The sequence below is a fragment of the Methylobacterium sp. J-001 genome (assembly GCF_022829565.1).
GTDB lineage: Bacteria > Pseudomonadota > Alphaproteobacteria > Rhizobiales > Beijerinckiaceae > Methylobacterium.
In genome coordinates, this window is record NZ_JAKSYN010000164.1 from 1 (window position 1) to 24,038 (window position 24,038).

Below are 24,038 nucleotides of genomic sequence, written 5' to 3' on the forward strand. Positions count from 1 at the left end.
GGCGGTGGGCGCGCTCGGCCAGGCGACCGAATTGCCGTTCCAGGCCGACGGCATCACGCTCGCCCAGGCGCTCGCCAAGGCGCGCGGCCTCTCGGACTTCGCCGCCGATCCGGCCGGAACGTTCATCTTCCGGTTCGAGCCCGCCAGCGTGGTGCGCCGCCTGAACCCGGCCACGAAGCTCACCGGCACGCCGCTGGTCCCGGTGGTCTACCGGATCAATATGCGCGACCCCAACAGCCTGTTCACCACCCAGGCCTTCCGCATGCGCAACCGCGACCTGATCTACGTCTCGAACGCGCCGTTCACCGAAGTGTCGAAGGTCCTGTCGGTCTTCACCTCCGTGACCGGGCCGGTCTCCTCGGTCGCGACCGCTTACTATTACGCGAAGTAAGGACGGGACGACTTCCCGGCGGCCGTGGAAAACAATCGCGTTCCGCAACGTCCTCGCGTATGGGCTTTACCGACGGTTTGGTGCGGAGCGGGAGCGCGCGTACGGAGCCGCATGCCGCCCGCGTCGGTGGCTGCCTCGCGTAAGGATGCTTAGAAAAGCCCGATGAAGATCGGACGCGTCGTCTCCGCCCGCGGGCTGTTCCGGCCCACGCTGATCCCCTTGAGCCTGTGTCTCGCGCTCCTGTCGGCCGGGCCGGCTTCGGCCGATGTCGTGGTCGGCGTGGCGGTCCCGCGCTCAGGTCCCTACGTCGCCGTGGGCGAGCAGGTGCTGCGCGGCGTCGAGGCCGCGGCCCGGGACGCCAACGCCATGGGCGGGCTCGACGGCCAGCCCGTGACCCTCGACGTCCAGGACGACGCCTGCGACTCGAACACCGCCACCGCGGTGGCCAACCACTTCGTGCGCTCCGACGTGCACCTCGTCGTCGGCCATGTCTGCTCGAACGCCTCGATCGCGGCCTCCGACATCTACGCCCAGAACGGCGTCGTGATGATCAGTGCGGCCTCGGTCTCGGCCCGGCTGACCGACCGGGGGCTGCCGAACGTCTTCCGGGTCTGCGGGCGGGACGACGATCAGGCCCGCCTGTCGGCCGCGGTGCTCGCGGAGCGGTTCCGCGACCGCAAGATCGCGCTGATCCAGGACCCGACTCCGGCCTCACGGACGTTGGCGGCGGCCACCAAGGACAACCTCAACCGGATCGGTATCAACGAAACCCTGTCCCTGTCGTTCGTACCGAGCGACGCGGACGATGCCGCCCTGGTGGACCGGCTCAAGAACGCGGGGATCGAGGTGGTGTATTACGGTGGCGACGCCACCGAGATGGGCCGCCTCGTGAAGATCGCCGGCGATCGCGGCTATCGCCCGCAATGGTTCGGCACCTCGGCCATCGCCACGCCGGACTTCGCCAAGATCGCCGGGCCGGCGAGCAACGGCGTGCTGATGACCTTCTACCTCGATCCGAGCCGGCAGCCTGCCGCCGCGAGCGTCGTGAAGGCGTTCAAGGCCGAGGGTGTCGATCCCACCGGTTCGACGATCTACGGCTACGCGGCGATGCAGGCGTTGGTCGCGGCAGGTAATTTCGCGCATTCGGCCGACCCGAAGCCGATCGCCCAGGCGCTCCATACGGAGCGGTTCGACCTCGTGCTCGGCACGGTCGGTTTCGATTCCAAGGGCGACGTCACCGCCCAGGGCTACGTCCTCTACGTCTGGAAGGACGGGAGCTTTACCCCTGCGGGGAAGTGACTTCTCGGTTTCAGGCCGGGGCCGACAGCCGCGCCTTCGCAGCCTGCGCCAGAAAGGAAGATCGGCTCTCGCCGGTTGCCTCGGCGGCCCGGTCGATCCGTCGGAGGAGGCCTTCCTCCATCGATATGTTGACGCGCACGGCCCGGCCGGGCAGCTCGACCTGCACGAGCGCGACCATCGCGTCGGCGCTGTGCTCGCAAAAGCCTGGGTCGCCGCGCAACGCCTCTAGCGAGCGCAGGTGCGGAATCTCTTCACCGTCCTCCGCCATCCCGGCAACGTGGAAGGACAACATCTCGGCGGCCTTGCGATAGAGCGTATCGAGATCGCCCGCGACCGTGGTCGCTCCGGGGAAGTCTGGGAAAGAAGCGCCGAACCGGCCTTCCTCTTGGTGCACCAGCATGACAACGTAAGCCATGTCCGCCATCTCGGTTGCCATCGATATCGAGAGATTATGCCGCAAGCTCCGATAGGTTGCGGCGTGATCTGTCACCAAATCCATCCAGCCTGCCGATAGATACTGCGCAGGGTTCCCGTCGGTATTTCCGGTTCGCCCGTATCGACTGTGACCTTTCCGGGCTTGCTCGGATGTTTGAACTGGACGTGATCGCCAGGTCCCTTCCGAGCGACGAACCAACCGTCCTTCTGAAGCGCTGCGATCACCCCGCGTGTTTTGCGGTCATGCGCCGTCTTCGACATGCCGGGAACACCTTCTGCCCCTCCAGGCGCGCTTGGTGCTGCAGAGGGTGTGGTTGTCGTTCCGACATGCGCAAATTTACACACTGCAGGGTGTGGTGCAATACGGGTGTGTATGTGTGCGCAACCACTTCGAGCCGCTTTGGCTGAGCGTAATGATGGCGCCCAGCATCAGCCTTCGATGAACCCGACGTGCCGAGCCGCCTACCCCCGCTGAGCCGCATCGACTTCGGCACCGCGTCCCAGCCCGCGCAGCAGCTCGGCGAGGTGCGGCCGGACCCGCAACTGGACTCCGTGGAGCTGGCGGACCGCCTCGCTGAGCCGGCCCTCGCGACCGAGCATCGCATCCGCGAAGCCGATCATCCGGGCGTTGGGCCAGGCCGGCTCGCGCAGGGCGTGGAGGCGGGCCACCAGGGCCTCGGCCGGACTTTCCGGCTCCGCCTGGGCGAACAGCATCAGCAGCGCCGCCGTGGAGCGCGACAGGCCGTAATGGCAATGGACCAGTAGATGGCCGACGCCATCGAGGTTGCGACCGAAGCCGAGGATCGCCGTGACATGCTCGGGCTCGGGCGGCACGAGGCCCTCGCCGGGGCCGAGGCAGTCGTGGAAATGCAGGGTCGTGCGGGCATGGGCGCCGAAGGTGCCGAACGCCTCCGGCTCGGGGGTGCCGGGGTCGAGCAGGGACAGGACGTGGCTGACCCCGCGCGTGCCGTGGCCGGCCAGCTCCTCCAGGCCGCAGACGGTGTGCAGGGTGACTTCAGGCTCGGATCGCATGGCCGGGCGCGTATCATGGGCGTCGCGCAGTTTCGAGGTGCGACGGCGTCGCGGCGCGCGCGTTTCGAGAACGCAAGCGGACGTGCTACCTGCGCGCCGATCCCCCGCCGGCCGGATGTGGACACGCTGAGACGAGATGCCGTTGGACGAGCCTCAGAGCGCGCAATCTCCTGCCGGTGGACCGCGCCGCCGCACGATCCTCACAGCCGGCCTCGGCGCGGCGATCGCCGGGCCGCTGGCCGCGCCCGCCCTGGCGCAGGGCGCCCCCGAGCTGCGCTGGCGCCTGTCCTCGGCCTACGCCAAGAATCTCGACATCCTGTTCGGCGCCCCCGAGGCGTTGAGCCGGATCGTCGCCGAGGCCACCGACGGCCGCTTCCAGATCCAAGTGCTCGGCCCCGGTGAGCCGGTCCCGGCCGAAACTCTGCTCGACGCCGTGTCGGCCGGCACCGTGGAGATGGGTCATGGCCCGGCGACCCTCGGCCAGGCCAAGGACCCGACCTTCGCGCTCGCCACCGCGATCCCGTTCGGCCTCAACGCACGCGGCGCCGCCGCCTGGTGGCAGGCGGGGGGCGCCGCCGAGCTGTTCGCCGAAGTCTTCGCCAAATCCGGTTTGGTCTGCCTGCCGGGGGGCAATACCGGCGCGCAGATGGGTGGCTGGTTCCGGCGCGAGATCAAGAGCCTCGCCGATCTCCAGGGCCTGAAGTTCCGCATCGGCGGCATGGGCGGCCAGGTGCTCGCCAAGTTCGGCGTCCAGCCGCAATCCACCCCCGGCCCCGAGATCTACCAGGCGCTGGAATCGAAGAAGCTCGACGCCGCCGAGTGGATCGGCCCCTACGACGACGAACGGCTCGGGCTTCAGAAGGTGGCGCCGGTCTACCATTATCCCGGCTTCTGGGAGGGCGGCGCCATGCTGCACTTCTGGTTCAATGCCGAGACGTGGAAGGCGCTGCCCAAAACCTACCAGGCGATCCTGCGCGCAGCGGCCGCCGAGGTCGGCGCCGAGGTCCAGGCCAAGTACGATGCGCGCAATCCGCAGGCGCTGCGCCGTCTGGTCGCCGGCGGTGCCCAGCTGCGGCCGTTCCCGCAGGACGTGATGGAGGGCGCGCTCAAGAACGCCAATGACGTCTATGCCGAGATCGCCGCCAAGAACGCGGATTTCCGCCGGGTCTACGAGGCGATGCGGACCTTCCGGAACGAGGAGTATCTCTGGTTCCAGGTGGCGGAGTACACTTACGACAACTTCATGATTCGGGCCCGGGCGCGGGGATAGCGGACTCGACAATTCCTGGTTTCAAAAGGTCCAAGCCCTTTTGCGGGTCCAGGGCAGAGCCCTGGTCCATCGGGGCTCTGCCCCGATACCCCGCCAAAGGGCTGAGCCCTTTGGGAACCCGGCCTTCGGCGGTGCCAGCCGGGCGCGCATCGACCAGGGAGGGAGACGGCATGATCGGGACCATGAGACTCGGCCTGGCGCTGCTCGGGACGGTGCTGCCGCTCCAGGCGCTGGCGCAATCGCCCGCCAACCTCACCGCCCTGCGCGGCCTGGCGCCGGTGGCCCGGCTGCAGGGGAGCCCGGCGGGCAAGGCGGCGCTCGACGCCAACCTGCGGGTGACCGGCGACATCCAGGCCGGCACGCTCAAGCAGCCGGTTCTGCTGTCGTTTCCCGAGCAGCAACAACTCGCCCTGCGGGATTGCTTCATCACCGACGGCAACGCCACCGGGCTCGCCGACGGCCTCGGCACGACGCTCGCCACCGCCTATCAGTCCCGGGCGCGCTACAGCGACTACAAGGCCTTCACCAGCGTGGCGCCGACGGTGGCGGACCTGATCGGCTACACCAACAACGTCACCAAGTCGGATTCGAATGCCGGCAAGTTCTTCTTCGCCAACGGCACCACCAACGGCAAGCACCCGGTCTCGGCCGAAGCCGCGGCCCTGCTGACGGACGGCGCCGTCACCGACGTGTTCGGCAAGGCCTACGGCCGGCCGGCGGGCAGCCCGGGGGCCGACCGGTTCGGCAATTCCCGGCCGTTCCAGACCCTGCCGGCGCTCCGGGCCTACCGGGGCGAGGATTATTTCGGCGCGGCGTCCCATTCCCTCGACTGGCTGCGCGGCCCGAAGCAGGATCTCGTCGACAGCCCGTCCTATCCCAGCGGCCACACCACCTACGGCTACACCGAGTCGCTGATCCTCGCCCTGCTGGTGCCGGAGCGCTACCAGCAGATGATCGCGCGGGCCGCCGAATACGGCAACGACCGGATCATCGTCGGGGCGCATTACGCCATGGACGTGATCGGCGGGCGCACGACCTCGCTCCACGCGGTGGCGCATCTGCTCGCCAACGATCCGGCCTATGTCGGCCAGATCCGGAAGAACCCCGCCGTGATCGACACGAACGCGACGGACGCGGACAAGCACGTCGGTGTGACCGATTACCAAGCCCTCCTGACGGAGGCCCGCGCGGCGATGGCCGAGGCTCTCACGGCCGGCTGCGGCGGCACGGTGGCGGCCTGTGCGGCGCGGGACACCGGCCGGTTCAAGGACGAAGCCGCCAACGCCGCCTTCTACGAGGCGACCCAGACCTACGGGTTGCCGGTGGTCCATGACGCAACCGCCAACACCCGGGAGGATGTCGGCACAATCGCCCCGGAGGCCGGCCATCTGCTGACCGCGGCCTTCCCGTCGCTCACGCTCGACGAGGCCAATGCCATCCTGACCGAGACGCAGGGCCAGGGCGGCGGCTTCCTCGACGACGGCTCCGAATTCGGGGTCTATTCCCGGATCAACCTCTACGCGGCGGCCGGCAAGGCGGCGGCGCTGGCGGCGAGCCGGGCGGGGGCGAGCGCGACGCGCTGACGGGGAATGAGAGACGATCCCGCCTGATGGAGATCCGAATCTTTTCCCTCGATCTGGCGGACTATGGGTCGTTCGATCGTCGGACGGGCTTGCAGGCCAGAGCGAGGCGCAGGTCCCCTCTCCCGTGGGCTACGATGTTCAAACATCGGCGGATGAAAGGCGCGACGCGCTCTCCTCCCCCTTGCGGGGAGGCGTTGGAGGTGGGGGTCGCTCAGAAGGCACCACTGCGCCTTATCCTGCACCACCCCCACCCCTGACCCCTCCCCGCAAGGGGGAGGGGAAACGCGTTGTGTTTCAGAGACCTGCGATAGAGCTTTTTGAAGGGTGAACCCGCTAGCCCGCCCGGGAGAGGGGGCCTGGCGCGCTCCTTCGAGGCCGGCTGGAGCGGGCACCTTAGGACGAGGTCGAGGGTCGGAGGGACGGGTCGAGCAAGCCCTGAGACGTCCGATACCCGTGCTGTCAGAACACGGCGTGGTCGCCGCGCTCGGCGACGGCCTCGCCTCGGACCACGCGCGCGTAATAAGCGAACAGCGTGTCAGAGCCCGTCGAGGGCGTGGCGCGGGCATCGTAGCGGCCCGTGGTCGGATCCAGGACGAGCATCGACTCCGTGGCGTAATAGCGCCCGATGCGCGCGAGCTCGGCCTTGGCCGCCAGGGCCGGGACTAGCCGCCCGAGGATGGACAGAACGGCGATGATCCCGTCCAGCAGCGCCACCGGCACGTGCCGGAAGCGCGGCGCGCGCCCCAGCAGGGCGAACAGGTGCTCGCCCTGCGCCTTCGGGGTGATCGCCTCGCCCGGCCCCCCGATCGGGAGGATGCGATTGCGCCGGTCCGCGGCGTCGATGCACTCGGCGAGATAGTGGCCCAGATCGTCGTCGCTGATCGGCTTGCAGGCGGTCAGCAGCCCGTCGCCGAAGACCAGGAACGGCTTGCCGCGCCGCACCCGATCGATCTGCCCCGAGAGCGATTTGAAGAAGGCCGTGGGCCGCACGATCGTGTAGGCGAGGCCCGACTCGATCAGCACCCGCTCGAACGCCAGCTTGGCGTGCTGGAAGGCGAGCACCGGCTTCTGGACGCAGATCGCCGACAGCAAGATCACCTGTGTGACGCCGGCCGCCCTGGCGGCCTCCAGCGCGTTCACATGCGCCTGATAATCGATCGCCCAGGCGTCGTCGGGCAAGCCGGTGCGCGAGGCGAGACATGAGATCAGGACGTCGAACGGCTCGCCGCGGAGGCCGTCGCGGGCGAGCGAGGCCGGATAGGTCACGTCCGCGACCCGCGCGGTGGCGCCAGCGGGCAGGGCGGGGGGATCCGCCGGCCCCGACGGGTCGCGACGCCTGACGAGGCAGACGACCGCGTGACCGCGCGCCGCCAGCGCCCGCACCGTCGCGCGGCCGATCGTGCCGGTACCACCCAGAACGAGGATGCGCCTCGCGGGTGCATCCTCCGGCCGATCCGCCCTCACGGCACCCGCTTGCGCAGCACGAAACTCCCCACCGCCAAGAACTTCTGCGCCCGCTTGCCGGTGTCGACCTCCGTGGTGAACACGTTGCCCTTCGAATCGACTGCAAGGTTGTGGACCCAGTGAAACTGGCCCGCCATGCGACCGTTGCGGCCGAAGGCGCCGACCGTCGCGCCGGTGGCGCGCTCGAGGGTGCGGACCTCGTTGTTGGCGCCGTCGGCGTTGAGCAGGTAGGTCTCGTCGGCGTCCGGCCACAGGGCCAGCTCCCAGACCGAGCCGTTGGCCCGGGTGTTCTTCTCCACGACGAACTCCTTCACGAAGCTGCCGTCCTTCCGGAACACCTGGATCCGGTTGTTGGTGCGGTCACAGACATAGACCAGCCCGTCATGGGCGATGCGCACGCAATGGACCGGGTTGGCGAATTGCTGGCGCGGGGCGGCGGCCGGGTCGTAGGGGCCGAGCTTGTCGTCGGTGGGCGGCTTGCCGTAGGCGCCCCACATCCGCTTGAAAGCCCCGGTGTCCCGGTCGAACACGATGATGCGGTGGTTGTAGTAGCCGTCCGCCACGTAGACCTCGTTCGCCGCCCCGTCGAAATCGACATTGGCGGGCTTGCCCAGGCGGCTGGTGTCGCGGCTGTCGGTCTGCGGGCCGGACTTGCCGATCTGCAGGACGAACTTGCCGTCGGGGGTGAATTTCAGGAGCTGGCCGTCCTGGTCGCCGTTGCCGGCGATCCAGACGAAACCCTTCTCGTCGATCTGGATGCCGTGCTCGTTGGTCGGCCAGTCGTAGCCCTCGCCCGGGCCACCCCAGCTGCGCAGCAGGGTGCCGTCCTGGGCGAATTCCAGCACCGGCGGCGCGGGCTTGCAGCACTTGCTACGCGGCGGATCGAGGCTCGCGGCCTTCTCGTCGTCGGTGAGCGTGCGCGGCCGCTGGACCACCCAGACATGGTCCTGCGCATCCACGGCGACGCCGGAGGCCTGGCCGAGGATCCAGTCGTTCGGCAGGGGCTTCGGCCAGGATGGGTCGACCTCGAAGCGCGGAGCCTCCGCGGCTGCGGCAGGGCCTGCGAGGGCGAGCAGGCAAGCGAGCGCCGGCAGCGCGGTGGAAAGAATCCTCATGGCGTGTCCTCCCGGCGCCTGTCCCGGCGCTCGGCGCCAGCATGGCGTCCCGCGCGGCCCGGTGCCAGCGCTACGGCGCCGACGCGGTGACAGATCGGAGCGGACAGAAAAAAGGCCACTCCCGAAGGAGCGGCCCGAAGTCTAGGGAGGAAACGCCCAAGAAGGGCAGCGGGACGGCGACGCCATCGCCATCCCGCGCTGCACAATCTGCGCGCGCTGGGAAAAATTACAAGCCCGTCGGGAAGGGAACGGCGCCCTTTTTCGCGCCGCCAAAAGGATCACCGGGGCGCTGTGTCGAAAATGTCGCAGCGCTGCCGATGCCCCATAGGACAGATCTCACGCGCGATGGACCCGAAAAACCGACCGTAAACCCTTGAGGAGCCGGGATTTCGTCGTCGCGGTTCCATTGCCGGCTGACGATTTCACTGCGGCATTTCATAACGGGCCTCCGGCCGGACGAATTCGATACCCGCTCTAGCTTTCCGGCCAAGTCTTTGTCGGATCTCGTGAAAGGAATGCGTGCGGATATGGCGATCCAGGGTGAGCGGATCCGGGTTCTCAACGATGTCGAGCCGCGGAAGGACGGACGGTATGTCCTGTATCTCCTGCAGCAGGCCAACCGGGCGACATTCAATCCGGCGCTCGAACTCGCCATCGAGGAGGCGAACCGCCTCGATCTGCCGGTGGTCGCCTGCTTCGGCCTGCTCGACGGCGCGAGCGGATTCCCGGAGGCCAATGCCCGGCACTACGCCTTCCTGCTCCAGGGTCTCGCGGATGCGAAGGCGGGGCTGGAGAAGCGCGGCGTCGGCTTCGTGATGCGCAAGTGCTCGCCGGCGAAGATCGCCATCGACCTCGCCGAGGAGGCCGCGTTGTTGATCCTGGACCGGGGCTACCTCGCCATCCAGAAGGGCTGGTACCGGGAGATCACCAAGGCGGTGAAGACGCGCATCGTCCAGGTCGAGGGCGACGTGGTGGTGCCCGTCGAGACCGCGTCGAACAAGCATGAATACGCCGCCCGGACGCTCCGGCCGAAGCTGAACCGGCTCTGGGACCCGTTCATCGCCGACCTGCGCCCGCGCAAGCTCAAGCATGCCGCGAAGGCCGCGACGCCCAAGGGCGAGATCGACGTCTCCGATCCGGAGGCGGTTCTGGCCGGCATGACCCTCGACCGGGTGGTCGGGCCGGTGAAGCGCTTCACCGGGGGCGAGACCGAGGCCCGCAAGCGCCTGAAGGCATTCCTGAAGGACGGGTTCGCGGGCTACGGTGCGGGGCGCAACATGCCGGAGGCGGCCGCTGCCTCGCACATGAGCCCGTTCCTGCATTTCGGCCAGATCTCCCCCGTGGAGATCGCCTTGGCGGTGCGGGAGGCCAAGGCCGGCGACGATGACGACCGCGGCGCCTACCTGGAGGAGCTGATCGTCCGGCGCGAGCTCGCCATGAACCACGTCTTCTACACGGAGGGCTACGACGATTACGACAAGGCGGTCCCAGACTGGGCCCGCAAGACCCTGGCCGAGCAGGCCGACGATGCGCGTCCGCATGCGTATTCGGAGGAGCAGCTCGCGGCCGGCGAGACCCACGAGCCGTATTGGAACGCCGCGATGCGCGAGATGCGCGAGACCGGCTACATGCACAACCAGCTGCGCATGTACTGGGGCAAGAAGATCCTGGAATGGTCGCCCTCGCCCGAGGAGGGTTTTGCCCGGACGCTCCGGCTCAACAACCGCTACTTCCTGGACGGGCGCGACCCCAACTCCTTCACCAACGTCGCCTGGGTGTACGGCCTCCACGACCGCCCCTGGCAGCGCCGCCCGATCTTCGGCACGGTCCGCTACCAGAGCGAGAACTCGCTGAAGAAGTTCGACGCGAAGGCGTATGTGAAGGCGGTGGAGCGGCTGTGTGAGGCGGAGGGGTGAAGGCCAGTGCCGGCCGCTCCACGCAAAGATCAATCAGCGAACAAGGCCGCAGCTTTCGCACCCGCATGTCCGCGTCGTCTTGATGTTCGGACAGTAATGTCCGATGCTGCCCCATCGAAACGGAGATGGGGCATGAAGCGGGAGGATCTCATCCGGGATCTGCGGCGCTTCGCCAGGAAAAATAGCCTCGCCTTCGACCTGCTGAAGGAGAGGGGCAAGGGATCGCATTACACGGTCAAGGTCGGCGACAGGACCACCACCGTGCAGAGCGGCGAACTCAAGCCCCTCTGGATCAAGCGGATCCTGAGGCAGTTGGAGATCGACCCCGATGCCTTCTAGGCACGCGTGTCGTCCCGTCTCGTTTCGGCCCCTCGCCTCGACGGAGGTCCGACCATGGATTTTCACTGGACTTACGCGGTCGCGCTCCGGCGCGAGGAGGACGGCTCGGTGGGGGGCTATGCCGCGGCGATGCCAGACGCCGTCGCGTTCGGTGCCGACGAGGCCGAGGCGCTCACCGAGATGGCGCAGGCCCTGAATGCGGCGGTGCGCGGACGCATCCATTTCGGCATGGATTTGGAGCCCCCCCCGGCGGCCATCGCGGCGGCCGAAGGGCTGCGCCGGATCGCCCTCGCTCCGGCGCTCGCTGCCAAGGCGACCATCTATGTCCTGTGGCGCAACTCGGGCCTGTCCAAGGTTGCCCTGGCGAAATTGCTCGATGTCGACGAGCGGGAGGCGCGGCGCGTCCTCGATCCCGATCACCCGACCGGCCTCGACCGGCTGGCCGCCGCCGCGGATGTGTTCGGGCATCGGCTGACAGTCGGCGCCGTGCCGGCGTAACGGTGCGGGGAGGGGCGCCCCATTCGCCGCAAGCCACGCTATACCGCCGGCTCCGGATTTGCGGACGAAGTGCCTTTTCATGACCGAGATGCGGGACGCACCGACACCGAGGGAGCCTGCCGCGGCGGGCCCGAAACGCTCCCGCTACCGCCGCTCGATGACGCGCCTGCGCTCGGCCTCGCTGGAGGCTTATCCGCTGTGGCGGGGGCGGCTGCTGTTCCTCGCGGGCGGCATCTGCGTCGGGTTGGCCGCGGTGCTGATGGCCAAGGGCGCCGACCTCGCGCAGGACGGGTTCCGGCGGCTCACCGCGCCCTCGCCGCTGATCGCGCTGGTGCTCACGCCCGCCGGCTTCGCACTCGCCGCCCTGCTCGCCCGGACGGTGTTCCCGAACTCGCAAGGCTCGGGCATCCCGCAGGTGATCGCCGCCCGGCACGCCCGGGATGCGCGCTTCCGGTTCTCGCTCATCTCGCCCCGGGTGGCGTGCGGCAAGGTGCTGGTCCTGTTCCTCGGGTTGCTCTGCGGCGCCTCGGCGGGCCGCGAGGGGCCGACCGTGCAGGTCGGCGCCGCGATCATGGCCGCCTTCGGCCGCCTGACACCGGACCGCCTGCCGGGGCTGCTGCTCGCGGGCGGCGCGGCCGGGGTCGCGGCGGCGTTCAACACCCCGCTCGCCGGCATCGTGTTCGGCATCGAGGAATTGGGCCGGGCCTACGAGGCGCGCTCGTCGGGCCTGATCGTCGCCGGGATCGTGGCCGCCGGCCTCACCTCCCTCTGGCTCATGGGCAACTACACCTATTTCGGCACCAGCCAGGCGGAGCTGCCGCTGGCGGCGAGCTGGATCGTGCCGCTGCTGGCGGCAGGGGGCGGCTTCGCGGGCGGGGTGTTCAGCCGGCTGGTGATCCTGTTCGCCCGGGGCCTGCCGGGAACCGCCGGCCGCCTGATCGGAGCCCGGCCGGTGGTGTTCGCGGCGGTCTGCGGCCTGTACGTGGCCCTGTGCGGGCTGGCCTCCAACGGAACCGCCTACGGCACCGGTTACGAGGAGGCCCGGGCGATCCTGCATGGCGAAGCGACGGCCGGCTGGACCTACGCCCCGCTGAAATTCGCCGCCACGGTGCTCAGCTCGGTCAGCGGCATCCCGGGCGGCCTGTTCGCGCCGTCACTGGCGGTCGGGGCCGGGATCGGTGGGACGATGCACAGCCTCCTGCCGGCCATGCCGGTGGGCGCTCTCGTGCTGATCGGGATGGTCGCCTACCTCACCGGCGTGCTCCAGGCGCCGATCACCAGCTTCGTCATCGTCACCGAGATGACCCAGAACCACACGATGATGATCCCGCTGATGATCGCGGCGCTCATCGCCGACGCGGCCTCGAAGGCGGTCTGCCGCGGCGGGCTCTACCACACGCTGGCCGAGATGATGCTGGAGCGGGCCGACGTTCCGGCGCAGCCGGTGGCCAAGACAGCCTGAGAATCGGACGGCCTGAGAATAAAAGGCTGTTGGCATCACGTCGACGCGGAACGGTCTCGCTTGCGGCCGGTTGAGGGAACGATTGTAGTTCGCCCGTGCCTCGGGCGCTTCCGGAGTGACGCGATGACCTTGCTGAAATGGGCCCTCATCTGCTTCGTGATCTCTCTGATCGCGGGCGGCCTCGGCTTCACCGGCATCGCCTCGGGCGCCGGCTCGCTGGCACGCATCCTGTTCGGCCTGTTCCTGCTGGTCGCCATCGTGATCGTGGTCATCGCCTTCGCGGTCGGTCAGGCGGTCTTCTGAGCCGCATGGCGGACGCGATGCAGGGCAAGGTCTGCCTCGTCACCGGGGCGACCAACGGCATCGGCTACGAGACGGCCCTGGGGCTCGCGCGCAAGGGCGCGCGGGTCGCCATCGTCGGGCGCGATTCCGGCAAGACGCAAGCCTGCGCCGAGCGGATCCGCGCCTCCGTCCCGGGCGCCATCGTGGATCCGCACGTCGCCGACCTGTCGGCGCAAGCGGAGATCCGCCAGCTCGCCGCATCGCTGCGCGACGCTTACCCGCGCCTCGACGGCCTGGTGAACAATGCCGGGGCGATCTTCGACCGGCGAGAGCTCACGGTCGACGGCATCGAACGCACCTGGGCGCTCGACCATCTCGGCTACGTGCTGCTGACGCTCGACCTCCTCGGCCCCCTGAAGGCTTCGGCCGCGGCCGGCGGCAAGCCGCGGATCGTCAATGTCGCCTCGGCGGCGCATTATCGGGGCCATGTCGACTTCGCCGACATCGAAGGCGCCCGGCGCTACGGCGCGATGCGGGCCTATTCCCAGGCCAAGCTCGGCAACGTGCTGTTCACCTACGCGCTCGCCCGGCGGGTTCAGGCCGACGGCATCACGGTCAACGCCCTGCATCCGGGGGTGATCAATACCGGCTTCGCCAAGAACACCGGTGGCCTGTTCGGCGCCGCCTGGTCGTTGATACGCCCGTTCCTGACCCAGCCGGACAAGGGCGCCGAAACCTCGCTCCACGTGGCGACCGCCCCCGAGCTCGACGGCGTCACCGGCCGCTATTTCTCGCATTCCCGGCCCAAGGCCTCCTCGGCCGAGAGCCGCGACGAATCCGTGCAGGAGCGGGTCTGGGCGCTGAGTCTCGCGCAGATCGGGCGGGGCGGCTGAGCGCTTCTCGGGGGCACGTCACGCATCCCAAAGGGCGTCGCGCTTCACCTCGCTCAGCGGCGCCTGCCGTTTCCCTGCCGGCTTCCGCTGGCCGATGCCTGGATGGTGGCGACGCGCTCGGCGAGGAGGCTAGGCGATCCGTCTGCGAGAATGCGCGTCCGTCGAACGAGCGCCCGTGAGGGATCACAGCATACGGTCGGGATTGCACGACAGGGCCGCCCTCTTCGCGGGGGAGCGAGGCCGTCTCGCCGTCGACGGCGAGCGCTTCAGCGCGCGGCGCGTGCTTTGGCTGCGTTGAACGGCTCGGCGGCCGCAATCGCATCCGTACCCATGTCGAGCACCGCCGAGAATCGATCGCCCCCTGGCCGCAGAACAATGGCGCCGGGCTCGACCGCGATCCGCTTGTCGTCGAGGCCGAGAAACCGGCTGACATCGATCACGACGGCCTCCAGGGTGCCGCCGTTCGCGATCAACAGATCGTCGATCTTCCCGACGCTTCCACCGGCGGGATTGCGAACCTCGATTCCGATCAACTTCGAGGCGAGGAACGTGGTCGGCTTCAGGCCCTGACGCTTGGCTGCATCCTTAGCGTTTGCGGTTTCCATGAGTTGACCGGCCGTGCGACCCGCAATCGTCGTCCCGGGTCCGCTGCCGGGGACGATCGTGCTGGCGCCACCGAGCCCTGCGGGTTGTGCGAGCGTCGGAGACGCCGCCGCGACCGCAAGAACAGACAAGCCTATCTTCAGGACGCGCATGCCCCACATCTCCACGGGTCCATCTGGATGTCATACGACGAGGAGTAATTTCTTAGACGGGCGAAACCGACGCCATCGCGTCCGCACGTCGTCACGCCGGCTGTTTGTCGGGTGATCCCTTGGCCCGGGCCCAAGCGTGGGACTCCGAAAGCGTCAACGGGATCCAACGCCTGAGGCGCCACGACGTATCGTGGCGCCAGTGTGCGATTTATTTGCGATTGTTGATGAGCTTGTCGACGTTCTTGTTGGCCTCTTTGTTTTCTTTCTGCTGCGAGGTCACGTCGTGCTTGGTGTCCTTCATGGACATTTCATTGCGCTTGCCCTGCGGCATGTCCTGCGGAGCGGCCATGGCCGGGGTGATCGCCCAAAGGCACGCGAGACAAAGAGAGGCGCTCGCCGTCTTCTTCAGCATTTACATCTCCTCCATTGAATTGGCAGTGCCAGAATTCTTCCCGGAAGGCCCTGTTCCTGCGTGATGGATCACGAATTTGGGATTCCCGTGCATCCAACAGGCGACTGAGACTGCACCGGACGCCGATCGCCGACGGAACGCCAGGCCCGGCGCGACCCGCCGCAGGCTGCGGCCCGGGCATACGGTTTCGCGATGTGTTGACAGACGCCGGATTTCCTTCCGGCGCCCCCGCTTTGTCGGTGGCTCGTACGGTGCCGCGGCCAGGGGCGGCCGGCGCATCGCGGGATGCGCCGACTGAGCCGAACGGGGATCGCGCCAGGCTCGCTTATTTGCCGGCGTTTGCGCCCGTCTTCGCGCCGGTGTCATGCGGCGATGCCTTGCCGGCCGTCGCTGCAGTGGCCTTCTGCGGAAGGGCGACGGCGTCGATCACATCGAAGCGCACCCTGTCCTGTGCCGATTTCAGGACGGCATTCGCCTCATAGTACTTGCCCTGCTCGATCAGCGTGGCCGCTTGATTGACGTCGGCCACGGTCTTGTCGAGCGGCAGGACCGCCATGGTGAAGTTGACGTCGACATGGGCGAGCTTCAGCTTGTCGAGCGCACCCTTCTGATCGCCCTGAGAGAGGTTCTTGTTCGCCTCGGTGACCGCCGAGGCCTTTTCCGGCGTGGCTACGAAATCGTCACCGAGAGTCAGCTGGGCGTCGACGGGCACCCAAGCGACCTGCTCGTTGGAGGGCGCCTTATTGGTATGGGCCGTTCCGGACGGTGCCGGCTTGCCGCCCGCCATGTCGGCCGGCGCCTTGAGATCGGCTTCCGCCTTGTTGAAGACCGCATCATCGGTCTTCGCTTTCTGGAACGCCGCCTGAGCCTTGGCGATCATGTCCTTGGCTTGGGACGGGTTGGCTTCGAAAATGGCGAGCCGCGTCATCTGGAGGTCCCGGAACGCCTGCGCGCCGTCCTTCGAGAGTTTGCCGACATCCTGATCGACCGCCTTCTGCGCGGCACTGGGCTGCGTAACGGCCTGCTGGGTCGCCTGTTCGGCAGCGTAGGCGGATCCACCGAGGAAAGTGGTGATCACGAGCGCTGCAGTCACGGATTTGCGAGTAGCCATTTTGGGAACCTCCGCCTCGGCACTGGATGCAAGCTTCTGGTCGTTAGTGCCTCATCCAGCCCTGCTGTATTAAGCGCCGACGGTTGTTTTAGCCTCATGTCCGAACAATTAAGGTTCGGCAATGAAAGGCTATAGGTAACGACCTAGTGAAGATCGCGGACGCTCAGCGAAGGTCGGGGGGACGGGCGGAGGGCATCGCGCGATCGACGCCGAACGCCCCAGAGGCCGCGATCGGGCAGGGGCGAGCCGGTGGAGGAGCGATCGGGATCGAGCGAGCCCCGCTACCCTGCTGAGGACAGCCTGCGGGGAGGGGGCGAAATCACGGGCGCGGGTGTTCGGATCCCAATCGTGATGAGCCCATTCCCGTCGCATCACGGCCCATTCCGAAAGCCGCCCGCAAGCGAATGGTCGATCGCAGCCCGTCGAGGCCGGCTGCAGAACCGCGTTCCAACGCTCTGAACGGCGGCCCGATCGGGCGCACAGCTGCCGCCGTGGCGACGTGATCCGACCTCCGGTTTCGTCGTCTGGCATCGCCCAAGCGGGTGGACGGAGCCGAGCCGCCGGCTTCAGGGGCTCCGTTGCTTCGGTGCGTGCGCGCAGACGGTGCTGCCGAGCGCGCAGCCTCGCATCACGCCGCCGCCCGCACCGCGTGGTCGGCCTGGGGCTGGATCTCGATGAAGACCCGGGTGACGTCCGGATTGCGCTGCTTCAGCGCCCGGTCGAGGCGGGTCACGAGGCTCTCGACCTCGCCGGCGCTGAGATCGTCAGCCATGTCGATGCTGACATTCACCAGGATGTCGCTGGGCCCGAGATGCTGGGTCAGGACCTCGTTGAGGTGCAGCACGCCGGGCTCGGCGCGCACGAGCTCGGAGATCGCCGCCACCACGGCGGGGTCGGCCGCCTCGCCGATCAGCAGGCCGTGGGTCTCGATCATCAGGAACACCGCCATGCCGACGAGCACGAGGCCGATCCCCACCGAGGCCCAGCCGTCGAGGCTCGGCATCTCCAGCCAATGCGCCAGGACCACGCCCGTGAAGGCGATCAGCAGGCCGATCAGGGCGGCGGTGTCCTCGGCCAGGATCGTGAACAGGGTCGGATCCTTGCTGCGCCGGATCGCCCGCATCGCCGAGCTCTGGCCCTTCTCGGCCCAGAACTGGCGCATCGCCACGACCCAGGAGAAGCCCTCGGCCGCGATGGCGAAGCCCAGGATCGCGACGTTCACCCAGATCCCCGGCAGCGTGTACCCGAAGACATGGGCGTCCGCGTCCGGCGAGGGGTGGCGGATCCGCTCGATGCCTTCGTAGACCGCGAACAGGCCGCCGCCCAGGAAGATCATCAGCGCGACCACGAAAGCGTAGAAGTAGATCTCGCGCCCGTAGCCGAACGGATGGCGGGTATCGGCGGGCTTCTTCCCCCGCTTCATGCCGACCAGCAGCAGCACTTGGTTGGCCGTGTCGACCACCGAGTGCACGCCCTCGGCGAGCATGGCGGTCGAACCGGTCAGTGCCCCACCGACGAACTTCGCCGCCGCGATGGCGAGGTTGGCCCCCGCCGCCGCGTAGATCGCCCCCGTGCTCTCGTGCGCCATCCCGGCCTCCCTGCTCGCCGCGACCCAAGCGTTGCCGTGCGGCCTCGGTTCCCGTGTGGACGCACGGGCGTGCCCCGTGCAAGCTGCGACGTGTCAGGAAAACCCGGAGGACGCATGGCCGACGCGCAGTACGACCCCGACAACATCTTCGCCAAGATCCTGCGGGGCGAGATCCCGTGCCACCGCGTCTACGAGGACGCGGACACCCTGGCCTTCATGGATGTGATGCCCCAGGGCGAGGGGCATACCCTGGTGATTCCGAAAGCGCCGTCCCGCGGCTTGCTCGATGCGGATCCCGCCGCCCTGGCGGCCCTGATCGCGCGCGTCCAGACGGTCGCCCGAGCCGTGAAGACGGCGTTCCAGGCCGAGGGGCTGACGGTCTTTCAGTTCAACGAGCCGGCAGGCGGGCAGACCGTGTTCCACCTGCACGTCCACATCATCCCCCGGCGCGAGGGCGTGCCACTGAAGCGCCACGAGGGCGGGATGGCCGACAACGCGGTCCTGGCCGACCACGCCGCGCGGATCCGCGCGGCGCTCGAAGCCCAGCGATAAGGCGCGGCGCGCTCCATCGGAGCCCTGCGCAAAGACGCCGCCGAAGGGCTTGTCCTTCGGGAACTTCAGCCTGGCTTGCGCTCAGGCCGCGCTGGATTGGGCCATGCCGGCCAGCAACCGGCGCAGGGCGGCGTTCTCGACCTCCAGTTCGGCGATCCGGTGCCGCAGCGCGGTCTCGGTATCGATCGCGGCCGGAGCCGCACGGACCGGTTCCTCGAACACGACGCCGATCCCGTCCTCCCGGCGCCAGCACAGGCTGGCCCGGTAGGTCCGGTCCTTCTGCGGGATATAAAGGTCGAACACCTGCGGCAGGGTCGTCGCATCGCTCAGGACCAGCCGGGCGCCGGAGCCCGACAGGTCGCGGACCAGGCAGTCGAAGCTCGACGAGCCGTTGTTGAACACGATGCGGCCCTTGAGGAACACCCTCTGCCGCGTCTCTCTGCGATGATCCGTCATGCGGACCAGTCTGCCAGCCAGCTCTTAAGGATTTCTGGCCGCGATACCGTACTGGCGGCTATTCACCCGATAAAGCGTCGGTCCATCGTCTGGAACAGGTAGAAGCCGTTGAAGCGCACGGCGGTGTCGGCGGCCCGGTCGTCGAAATCCAGGGGCTGCCGGCTGGCGCCGTCGAGCTTACCCCCGAAGGTCCAGCGGCCGGCGCCGATGAACGGCGGGACGGTGCTGGCCTCGGGCACCGCGCAGCAAAGGCCTTCCACGCTCTTGAGCTGGAACAGGTTGTAGCTTCGCATCGGAGTCCCTCCGCTTGGCCGCCCCGACTGCCGAACACCTCCAATACCAGATTTTGCATCGGTTGGATTCGGCTTGACCGTGCTGATAATGGCACAATCGGTCGAGTTTGTGACGGTCAAGTTTCGGGTACGTTTCGGGTCAGCTCCGCGATCCAGATCCGCGCCGATCCGTCCGACGGCGCCCGCCAGTCGCCCCGGGGCGACAGCGAGCCCCCGGCCGAGACTTTCGGACCGTTGGGCAGGGCCGAGCGCTTGAACTGGCTGAAGCCGAAGAACCGGTTGAGGAACACCCCGAGCCAGCGCCGGATCTCGGGCAGGTCGTAGGCGACCCGCTTGGCCTCGGGGAAGTCCGGCGCCCAGTGGCCGCGCGCGATGTCGCCCCAGGCGTGCAGCGCCAGGAACGCGATCTTCGAGGGCCGGAACCCGTAGCGCAGCGTATAGAACAGGTTGAAGTCCTGGAGCGCGTAGGGGCCGATCACGGCCTCCGTGCTCTGCGGGCTCTTGTCCTGGTCCACCGGCACCAGCTCGGGCGAGATCTCGGTGTCCAGGATCGCCTGGAGGATGTGGTTCGCGTCCGCCCCGACCTCGCGGTGGCCGATCACCCAGCGGATCAGGTGCTGGATCAGCGTCTTGGGCACGCCGGTATTGACCGCGTAATGGCTCATCTGGTCGCCGACGCCGTAGGTGCACCAGCCGAGCGCCAGCTCCGAGAGGTCGCCGGTGCCGATCACCAGCCCGCCCGCCTGGTTGGCCAGGCGGAACAGGTAATCGGTGCGCAGGCCCGCCTGCACGTTCTCGAAGGTCACGTCGTAGACCGCCTCGCCCCGCGCGAAGGGGTGGCCCATATCGGCGAGCATCTGCCGGGCCGCCGGGCGGATGTCGATCTCGGCGGCCGTGCAGCCGAGCGCCCGCATCAGCGCGTGGGCGTTGGTCTTGGTGGCGTTCGAGGTGGCGAAGCCCGGCAGCGTGTAGGCCAGGATGTCCGAGCGCGGGTAGCCCAGGCGGTCGAACGCCTTGGCGATCACGATCAGCGCGTGGGTCGAGTCGAGGCCGCCGGAAACGCCGATCACCGCCTTGCGGGTGCCGGTGGCCTCCAGCCGCTGGGCGAGCCCGGCGACCTGGATGTTGTAGGCCTCGTAGCAATCCTGGGCGAGCCGGGACGGGTCGGCGGGCACGAACGGGAAGCGCTCGATCCGCCGGATCAAGCCGAGATCGCCGGCCGGCGGATCGAGCCGGAAACCGATCCGCCGGTAGGGGAGGGGGCTGCCCGGCACGTTGTCGTCGAAGCTGCCGGCCTGGAGACGGTCCTGCGCGATCAGGTCGAGGTCGATGTCGGCGAGCGTCGCCACCGGGCCGGTTGGGAAGCGCTGGCCCTCGGCCAGCCGCACCCCCAGCTCGTCCACGCTGGTCTGGCCGTCCCAGGACAGGTCGGTGGTGGATTCCCCCTGGCCGGCGGCGGCGTACACGTAGGCGCAGGCGCCCCGCATCGAGGCCGCGCGGGACAGCAGCGCCCGCGACTCGGCCCGGCCCACCGTGATCGGGCTGCCCGAGAGGTTGGCGAGTACCGTGGCGCCCGCGAGCGCCGCCCGCATGCCGGGGGATTCCGGCACCCACAGGTCCTCGCAGATCTCGACCCCGACCACGAGGCCGGGCAGGTCCTCGGCCGGGAACAGCAGGTCCGTGCCGAACGGCGCCTCGTGGCCCGCGACCCGGATGGTCTCGCCCACGATCCCGGCCCCGGAGGCGAAGTGGCGCTTCTCGTAGAACTCCCGGTAGTTCGGCAGGAACGTCTTCGGGATCACGCCGAGGAGCCGGCCGCCCTGGATCGCCAGGGCGCAATTGTAGATCCGGTGGCGCCAGCGCAGGGGTGCGCCGACCAGCAGCAGGGGGCGCAAGGCGGCCGATTCGGCGACCACCCGGGCGGCGGCGGCCTCGACCGCGTCGAGCAGGGTCTGCTGCAGCAGCAGGTCCTCGATCGCGTAGGCCGAGAGCCCGAGCTCGGTGAAGACCGCGAGCGCCGCCCCCGATTCATGGCAGGTCCGGGCGAGGGCGAGCACCGAATCGGCGTTGCGGTCGGGATCCCCGGGATGGCTGCGCCCGGTGCAGGCCGCCGCCCGGGCGAAGCCGTGCCGGTACAGGGACCGGAAGCGCGCCGGATCGGCAGAGGAGAGGGATGACGGCTGGGTCACGGGCGCCTGTCCGGGTGAGGGGTGGCTGCCGGTATCATATGGTGCGCGGTCACGCTCCGGCGAAGCGCATCCCTCAACCGTCATTGCGAGCGCAGCAAAGCAACCCCGGGGATTCGCCACCTCGTGGGACGCGCGCGCGGCCCTGGGTTGCTTCGCCCTGCTCGCCATGACGGTCTTGGAATGGCCCCCGCGCGCACCAGCAAACAGGCCAAAAATCCCAACGTGGTTTCCGGCCCGGGGCCCCCTGAAAAGCCTCCGTTAACGACAAACGGCCTAACTCGGGGCAGCCCGCCGGCCACCGGCGGATCCCTGTTTCGAGTATCGTTCGAGAACCCATGCGCGCATCGGGACGGCCTCCGTACTCTCATCGTGACCCTGCCCGCCCCGTCCGCGGCGGCGACCGTTCGGGCCTGTCGCTCGGCGCCTTGGCGCATCGGCTGATGGCCTTGCGGGCGAGCCTGACCCGGCGCCTGTCCGGCACCCCGGCCGGGCTGCCCGCCCGCCCGGGCTACGGCATTCCCGGCCGCCGGACGGAGCCGAGCTGGCTCACCGCGCCGGCCGCGATGGTCGGACGCGATGGCGTCGAGCGCGGCCCGCGCGCCAGCGCCTCGGCGCCCCCCGAGCATGTCTGGCCGGCCCAGGTGTTCGACGACCGCGCGAGCCTCGACGTCATGGACGAGCCGCGCTTCGAGAGCCGGATCGACCGCAGCGCCTCGACGCCGGGCGTGCTGGTGCGCCAGCCGCGCCGGCCGGCCTCGATCGCCCCCGAGGATTCGATGCCCACGGCTCCGATGCAGGCGGCCGCCGCCCCGGCTGCGCGCTGGACCCGCACCCCGGATTCGGTCCTGCAGGAGCGCCGCCAGCGCGCCCTGGAGGCCGAGCGCGTCGCCCTGGAGCGCGCCCGTGCCGAGGCGCAGGCGGCGGCGCAGGCGGTCGAGACCGAGCGGGCCGCCCGCGAGCAGGAGGCCCGCGAGCAGGAGGCCCGGGAGCGGGCCGAGCAGGCGCGGCTCGAAGCGGCGGCCGCCATGCCCGAGGCCGCGCAGACCGAGATCGCGGAGGACGGCGCGGTGGTGCCGTTGTGGCGCCAGCCCTTCGTGGCGCCCCCCGGCGTCCGCTACTTCCGCACGCCGGACCGCCGCCCGGTGCGGCCGAGCGTCGAGCTGTCCGCCTCCACGGCGGCGATCGCCGCCGTCGCGGTGTCGGAGCCGGCTGGTGCCGAGGCTTCGGCCGAGGTTCCGGCCGAGGCCCCCGCCCGCGACTGGTCCGACCTGCCCGACTGGTCCGAGGTCCAGCCCTGGTTTGACGGCAGCGACTGGAATGCCGGCGACTGGTCATCCGTGGAGGCCTGGGCCGCCCTGGGGTCCCAGCCCGCCCATGTCGGCCTCGAGGCGGCGCTCGCCGCCGCTCCGGTGATTGCTGCGGCCGAGGCCGTCGCCGACCTGCCGGCGGTCGAGCCCGCCGCTGAGCAGACGCACGGGGGTGTGACCGCGCAGCTGCCGCGTCCCGTCTACGTCCTCGACCGGCTCGTGCGGTTCGACCAGCCGCCGCGCCCCGCCGACGGGCAGGATAACGGCCAGCAGGCCGAGCTACAGGCCGAGGAGAGCGCCGCGATCCGCGACGCGTTCCTGCCGGCCAAGCCCGCCCTCGCGCTGGTCTTCGGCCCCGGCAGCGCCGAGACCGAGTCGTCGGCCCCCGCGACGGCCGTCACCGAGGCGCCCCGCCGCACCCCCGCGCTCTGCGCCATGGCGGCCCGGGCGGCTATCCGCGCCGCAGGCCAGCCGAGCATGCCCGCGCCGGTGCTGCCGGCCGCGCCCGAGCCCATGGTCGAGGCGATGTCCGCGCTTCAGCCCCTGGCGGATGCGGCGATCCCGATGGGAGCCGATCCGGTCCGGTCCGTCCCGGAGGCCGACCGGGTCGTGATCCCGATGACCCCGCGCACGGTGCTGCTGCGCGGCAAGCTGGCGCCGCAGCCCGAGCCCGCCCCGGCGGAGCCCGAGCCCGTGCAGGACGCGCCGGCTTTCGCGGAGCCCGCCCTCGAGGCGGCTCCCGCGCCGGAGCCGGTGGAGACGCCCGCCGCCCAGCCGGTCGAGGTGCCCGCCGCCCCCGTCCTGCCGATGGTCGCCCCCCGGGCGCACCTGATCCCGGCCGGCCGCCACCTGGAGATCGCCAGCGTCGAGAACGCCGATTACGAACTGCCCTCCCTCGGCCTGCTCGCCCTGCCGGACGAGAACGGCACCGAGGAAGTCGACGCGGACGTGCTGGAGCAGAACGCCCTCAACCTCCAGCAGACGGTGCAGGATTTCGGCGTGCGCGGCGACATCCTGGCGGTGCGCCCCGGCCCGGTCGTGACCCTCTACGAGCTGGAGCCGGCACCCGGCACCAAGTCCAGCCGCGTCATCGGCCTGTCGGACGACATCGCCCGCTCGATGTCGGCGGTCTCGGCCCGCGTCGCCGTCGTCCCCGGCCGCAACGTCATCGGCATCGAATTGCCGAACGAGACCCGCGAGACGGTCTATCTCCGGGAGCTGCTCTCGGTGCCGGACTTCTACGAGAGCAAGCACAAGCTCGCCTTGTGCCTGGGCAAGAACATCGGCGGCGAGCCGATCATCGCCGACCTCGCCCGGATGCCCCACCTGCTGGTCGCCGGCACCACCGGCTCGGGCAAGTCGGTGGCGATCAACACCATGATCCTGTCGCTGCTCT

The 24,038-nt window shown here is 69.3% G+C and carries 23 protein-coding genes and 1 pseudogene; 12 read left to right on the forward strand and 12 right to left on the reverse strand.

Features of this window, described 5'->3' with window-relative positions; genetic code table 11:
* Window positions 1–391, forward strand: a pseudogene (locus MKK65_RS20755) (sugar transporter); the annotation flags it as partial.
* Window positions 392–553: 162 nt separating this feature from the next.
* Window positions 554–1,690: a branched-chain amino acid ABC transporter substrate-binding protein gene (locus MKK65_RS20760; protein ID WP_243960028.1), complete on the forward strand. Its 1,137-nt coding sequence runs from the start codon at window positions 554–556 to the stop codon at window positions 1,688–1,690.
* A gap of 10 nt (window positions 1,691–1,700) precedes the next feature.
* Here the strand turns inward: MKK65_RS20760 and MKK65_RS20765 are convergent, their stop codons facing one another.
* The 3 genes from MKK65_RS20765 to MKK65_RS20775 all read right to left on the reverse strand — a co-directional run bounded on the left by MKK65_RS20765 (window position 1,701) and on the right by MKK65_RS20775 (window position 3,157).
* Entirely contained in the window at window positions 1,701–2,126 is a 426-nt protein-coding gene (locus MKK65_RS20765; protein ID WP_243960029.1) for a type II toxin-antitoxin system HicB family antitoxin, read from the reverse strand.
* Window positions 2,127–2,176: 50 nt separating this feature from the next.
* Window positions 2,177–2,386, reverse strand: coding sequence for a type II toxin-antitoxin system HicA family toxin (locus MKK65_RS20770; RefSeq protein ID WP_243960030.1), 210 nt, complete (start codon window positions 2,384–2,386; stop codon window positions 2,177–2,179).
* A gap of 201 nt (window positions 2,387–2,587) precedes the next feature.
* Window positions 2,588–3,157, reverse strand: a complete 570-nt coding sequence (locus MKK65_RS20775; RefSeq protein WP_243960031.1) for a tyrosine phosphatase family protein — start codon at window positions 3,155–3,157, stop codon at window positions 2,588–2,590.
* Window positions 3,158–3,299: 142 nt separating this feature from the next.
* Here MKK65_RS20775 and MKK65_RS20780 point away from each other — a divergent pair, with 142 nt between their 5' ends.
* A complete protein-coding gene (locus MKK65_RS20780; protein ID WP_243960032.1) occupies window positions 3,300–4,427 on the forward strand; it encodes a TRAP transporter substrate-binding protein in 1,128 nt (375 codons plus the stop codon).
* 170 nt (window positions 4,428–4,597) lie between these two features.
* A complete protein-coding gene (locus MKK65_RS20785) occupies window positions 4,598–6,010 on the forward strand; it encodes a phosphatase PAP2 family protein (RefSeq protein WP_243960033.1) in 1,413 nt (470 codons plus the stop codon).
* A 459-nt stretch (window positions 6,011–6,469) separates the two neighbouring features.
* On the opposite strand, the gene MKK65_RS20790 is transcribed toward MKK65_RS20785, so the two are convergent.
* Entirely contained in the window at window positions 6,470–7,474 is a 1,005-nt protein-coding gene (locus MKK65_RS20790) for an NAD(P)H-binding protein (RefSeq protein WP_243960034.1), read from the reverse strand.
* Window positions 7,471–8,589 (reverse strand): hypothetical protein, encoded by a 1,119-nt coding sequence (locus MKK65_RS20795; protein ID WP_243960035.1) that lies wholly within the window; start codon window positions 8,587–8,589, stop codon window positions 7,471–7,473. The genes MKK65_RS20790 and MKK65_RS20795 overlap by 4 nt, the downstream gene beginning before the upstream one ends.
* A gap of 527 nt (window positions 8,590–9,116) precedes the next feature.
* On the opposite strand from MKK65_RS20795, the gene MKK65_RS20800 reads away from it, so the two are divergent.
* The 6 genes from MKK65_RS20800 (at window position 9,117) to MKK65_RS20825 (ending at window position 13,979) form a co-directional block, all read left to right on the forward strand.
* Window positions 9,117–10,505, forward strand: a complete 1,389-nt coding sequence (locus tag MKK65_RS20800; protein WP_243960045.1) for a deoxyribodipyrimidine photo-lyase — start codon at window positions 9,117–9,119, stop codon at window positions 10,503–10,505.
* A gap of 132 nt (window positions 10,506–10,637) precedes the next feature.
* Window positions 10,638–10,844 (forward strand): hypothetical protein, encoded by a 207-nt coding sequence (locus MKK65_RS20805; RefSeq protein ID WP_243960036.1) that lies wholly within the window; start codon window positions 10,638–10,640, stop codon window positions 10,842–10,844.
* Window positions 10,845–10,898: 54 nt separating this feature from the next.
* The gene (locus MKK65_RS20810; RefSeq protein ID WP_243960037.1) at window positions 10,899–11,342 is read left to right on the forward strand and encodes a type II toxin-antitoxin system HicB family antitoxin; all 444 of its coding nucleotides are present in this window, start codon (window positions 10,899–10,901) and stop codon (window positions 11,340–11,342) included.
* Between the two features lie 88 nt (window positions 11,343–11,430).
* Window positions 11,431–12,804, forward strand: a complete 1,374-nt coding sequence (locus tag MKK65_RS20815) for a chloride channel protein (protein WP_243960046.1) — start codon at window positions 11,431–11,433, stop codon at window positions 12,802–12,804.
* Window positions 12,805–12,927: 123 nt separating this feature from the next.
* Window positions 12,928–13,107, forward strand: coding sequence for a DUF1328 domain-containing protein (locus MKK65_RS20820; protein WP_007566531.1), 180 nt, complete (start codon window positions 12,928–12,930; stop codon window positions 13,105–13,107).
* Window positions 13,108–13,124: 17 nt separating this feature from the next.
* Window positions 13,125–13,979 (forward strand): SDR family oxidoreductase, encoded by an 855-nt coding sequence (locus tag MKK65_RS20825; protein WP_243960047.1) that lies wholly within the window; start codon window positions 13,125–13,127, stop codon window positions 13,977–13,979.
* A gap of 266 nt (window positions 13,980–14,245) precedes the next feature.
* On the opposite strand, the gene MKK65_RS20830 is transcribed toward MKK65_RS20825, so the two are convergent.
* The 4 genes from MKK65_RS20830 to MKK65_RS20845 all read right to left on the reverse strand — a co-directional run bounded on the left by MKK65_RS20830 (window position 14,246) and on the right by MKK65_RS20845 (window position 17,845).
* On the reverse strand, window positions 14,246–14,734 hold the full coding sequence (locus MKK65_RS20830; RefSeq protein WP_243960038.1) for a PRC-barrel domain-containing protein: 489 nt from the start codon (window positions 14,732–14,734) through the stop codon (window positions 14,246–14,248).
* Between the two features lie 208 nt (window positions 14,735–14,942).
* Window positions 14,943–15,146, reverse strand: a complete 204-nt coding sequence (locus tag MKK65_RS20835) for a hypothetical protein (protein WP_058194134.1) — start codon at window positions 15,144–15,146, stop codon at window positions 14,943–14,945.
* Between the two features lie 325 nt (window positions 15,147–15,471).
* Window positions 15,472–16,257, reverse strand: coding sequence for a YfdX family protein (locus MKK65_RS20840; protein WP_243960039.1), 786 nt, complete (start codon window positions 16,255–16,257; stop codon window positions 15,472–15,474).
* Between the two features lie 628 nt (window positions 16,258–16,885).
* Entirely contained in the window at window positions 16,886–17,845 is a 960-nt protein-coding gene (locus MKK65_RS20845) for a cation diffusion facilitator family transporter (protein WP_243960040.1), read from the reverse strand.
* A 114-nt stretch (window positions 17,846–17,959) separates the two neighbouring features.
* On the opposite strand from MKK65_RS20845, the gene MKK65_RS20850 reads away from it, so the two are divergent.
* Window positions 17,960–18,397, forward strand: a complete 438-nt coding sequence (locus tag MKK65_RS20850) for an HIT domain-containing protein (RefSeq protein WP_243960041.1) — start codon at window positions 17,960–17,962, stop codon at window positions 18,395–18,397.
* A gap of 81 nt (window positions 18,398–18,478) precedes the next feature.
* Here MKK65_RS20850 and MKK65_RS20855 read toward each other — a convergent pair whose 3' ends face one another.
* From MKK65_RS20855 to MKK65_RS20865, 3 genes are all read right to left on the reverse strand, one after another.
* Window positions 18,479–18,853 (reverse strand): PilZ domain-containing protein, encoded by a 375-nt coding sequence (locus tag MKK65_RS20855; protein ID WP_243960042.1) that lies wholly within the window; start codon window positions 18,851–18,853, stop codon window positions 18,479–18,481.
* A gap of 62 nt (window positions 18,854–18,915) precedes the next feature.
* Window positions 18,916–19,146, reverse strand: coding sequence for a hypothetical protein (locus tag MKK65_RS20860; protein ID WP_058194140.1), 231 nt, complete (start codon window positions 19,144–19,146; stop codon window positions 18,916–18,918).
* A 116-nt stretch (window positions 19,147–19,262) separates the two neighbouring features.
* The gene (locus MKK65_RS20865) at window positions 19,263–21,335 is read right to left on the reverse strand and encodes an NAD(+) synthase (RefSeq protein WP_243960043.1); all 2,073 of its coding nucleotides are present in this window, start codon (window positions 21,333–21,335) and stop codon (window positions 19,263–19,265) included.
* Window positions 21,336–21,670: 335 nt separating this feature from the next.
* Between MKK65_RS20865 and MKK65_RS20870 the strand changes: the two genes are divergently transcribed.
* Window positions 21,671–24,038 (forward strand): DNA translocase FtsK (locus MKK65_RS20870; RefSeq protein ID WP_243960044.1); only part of this gene is annotated, 2,368 nt, incomplete at its 3' end.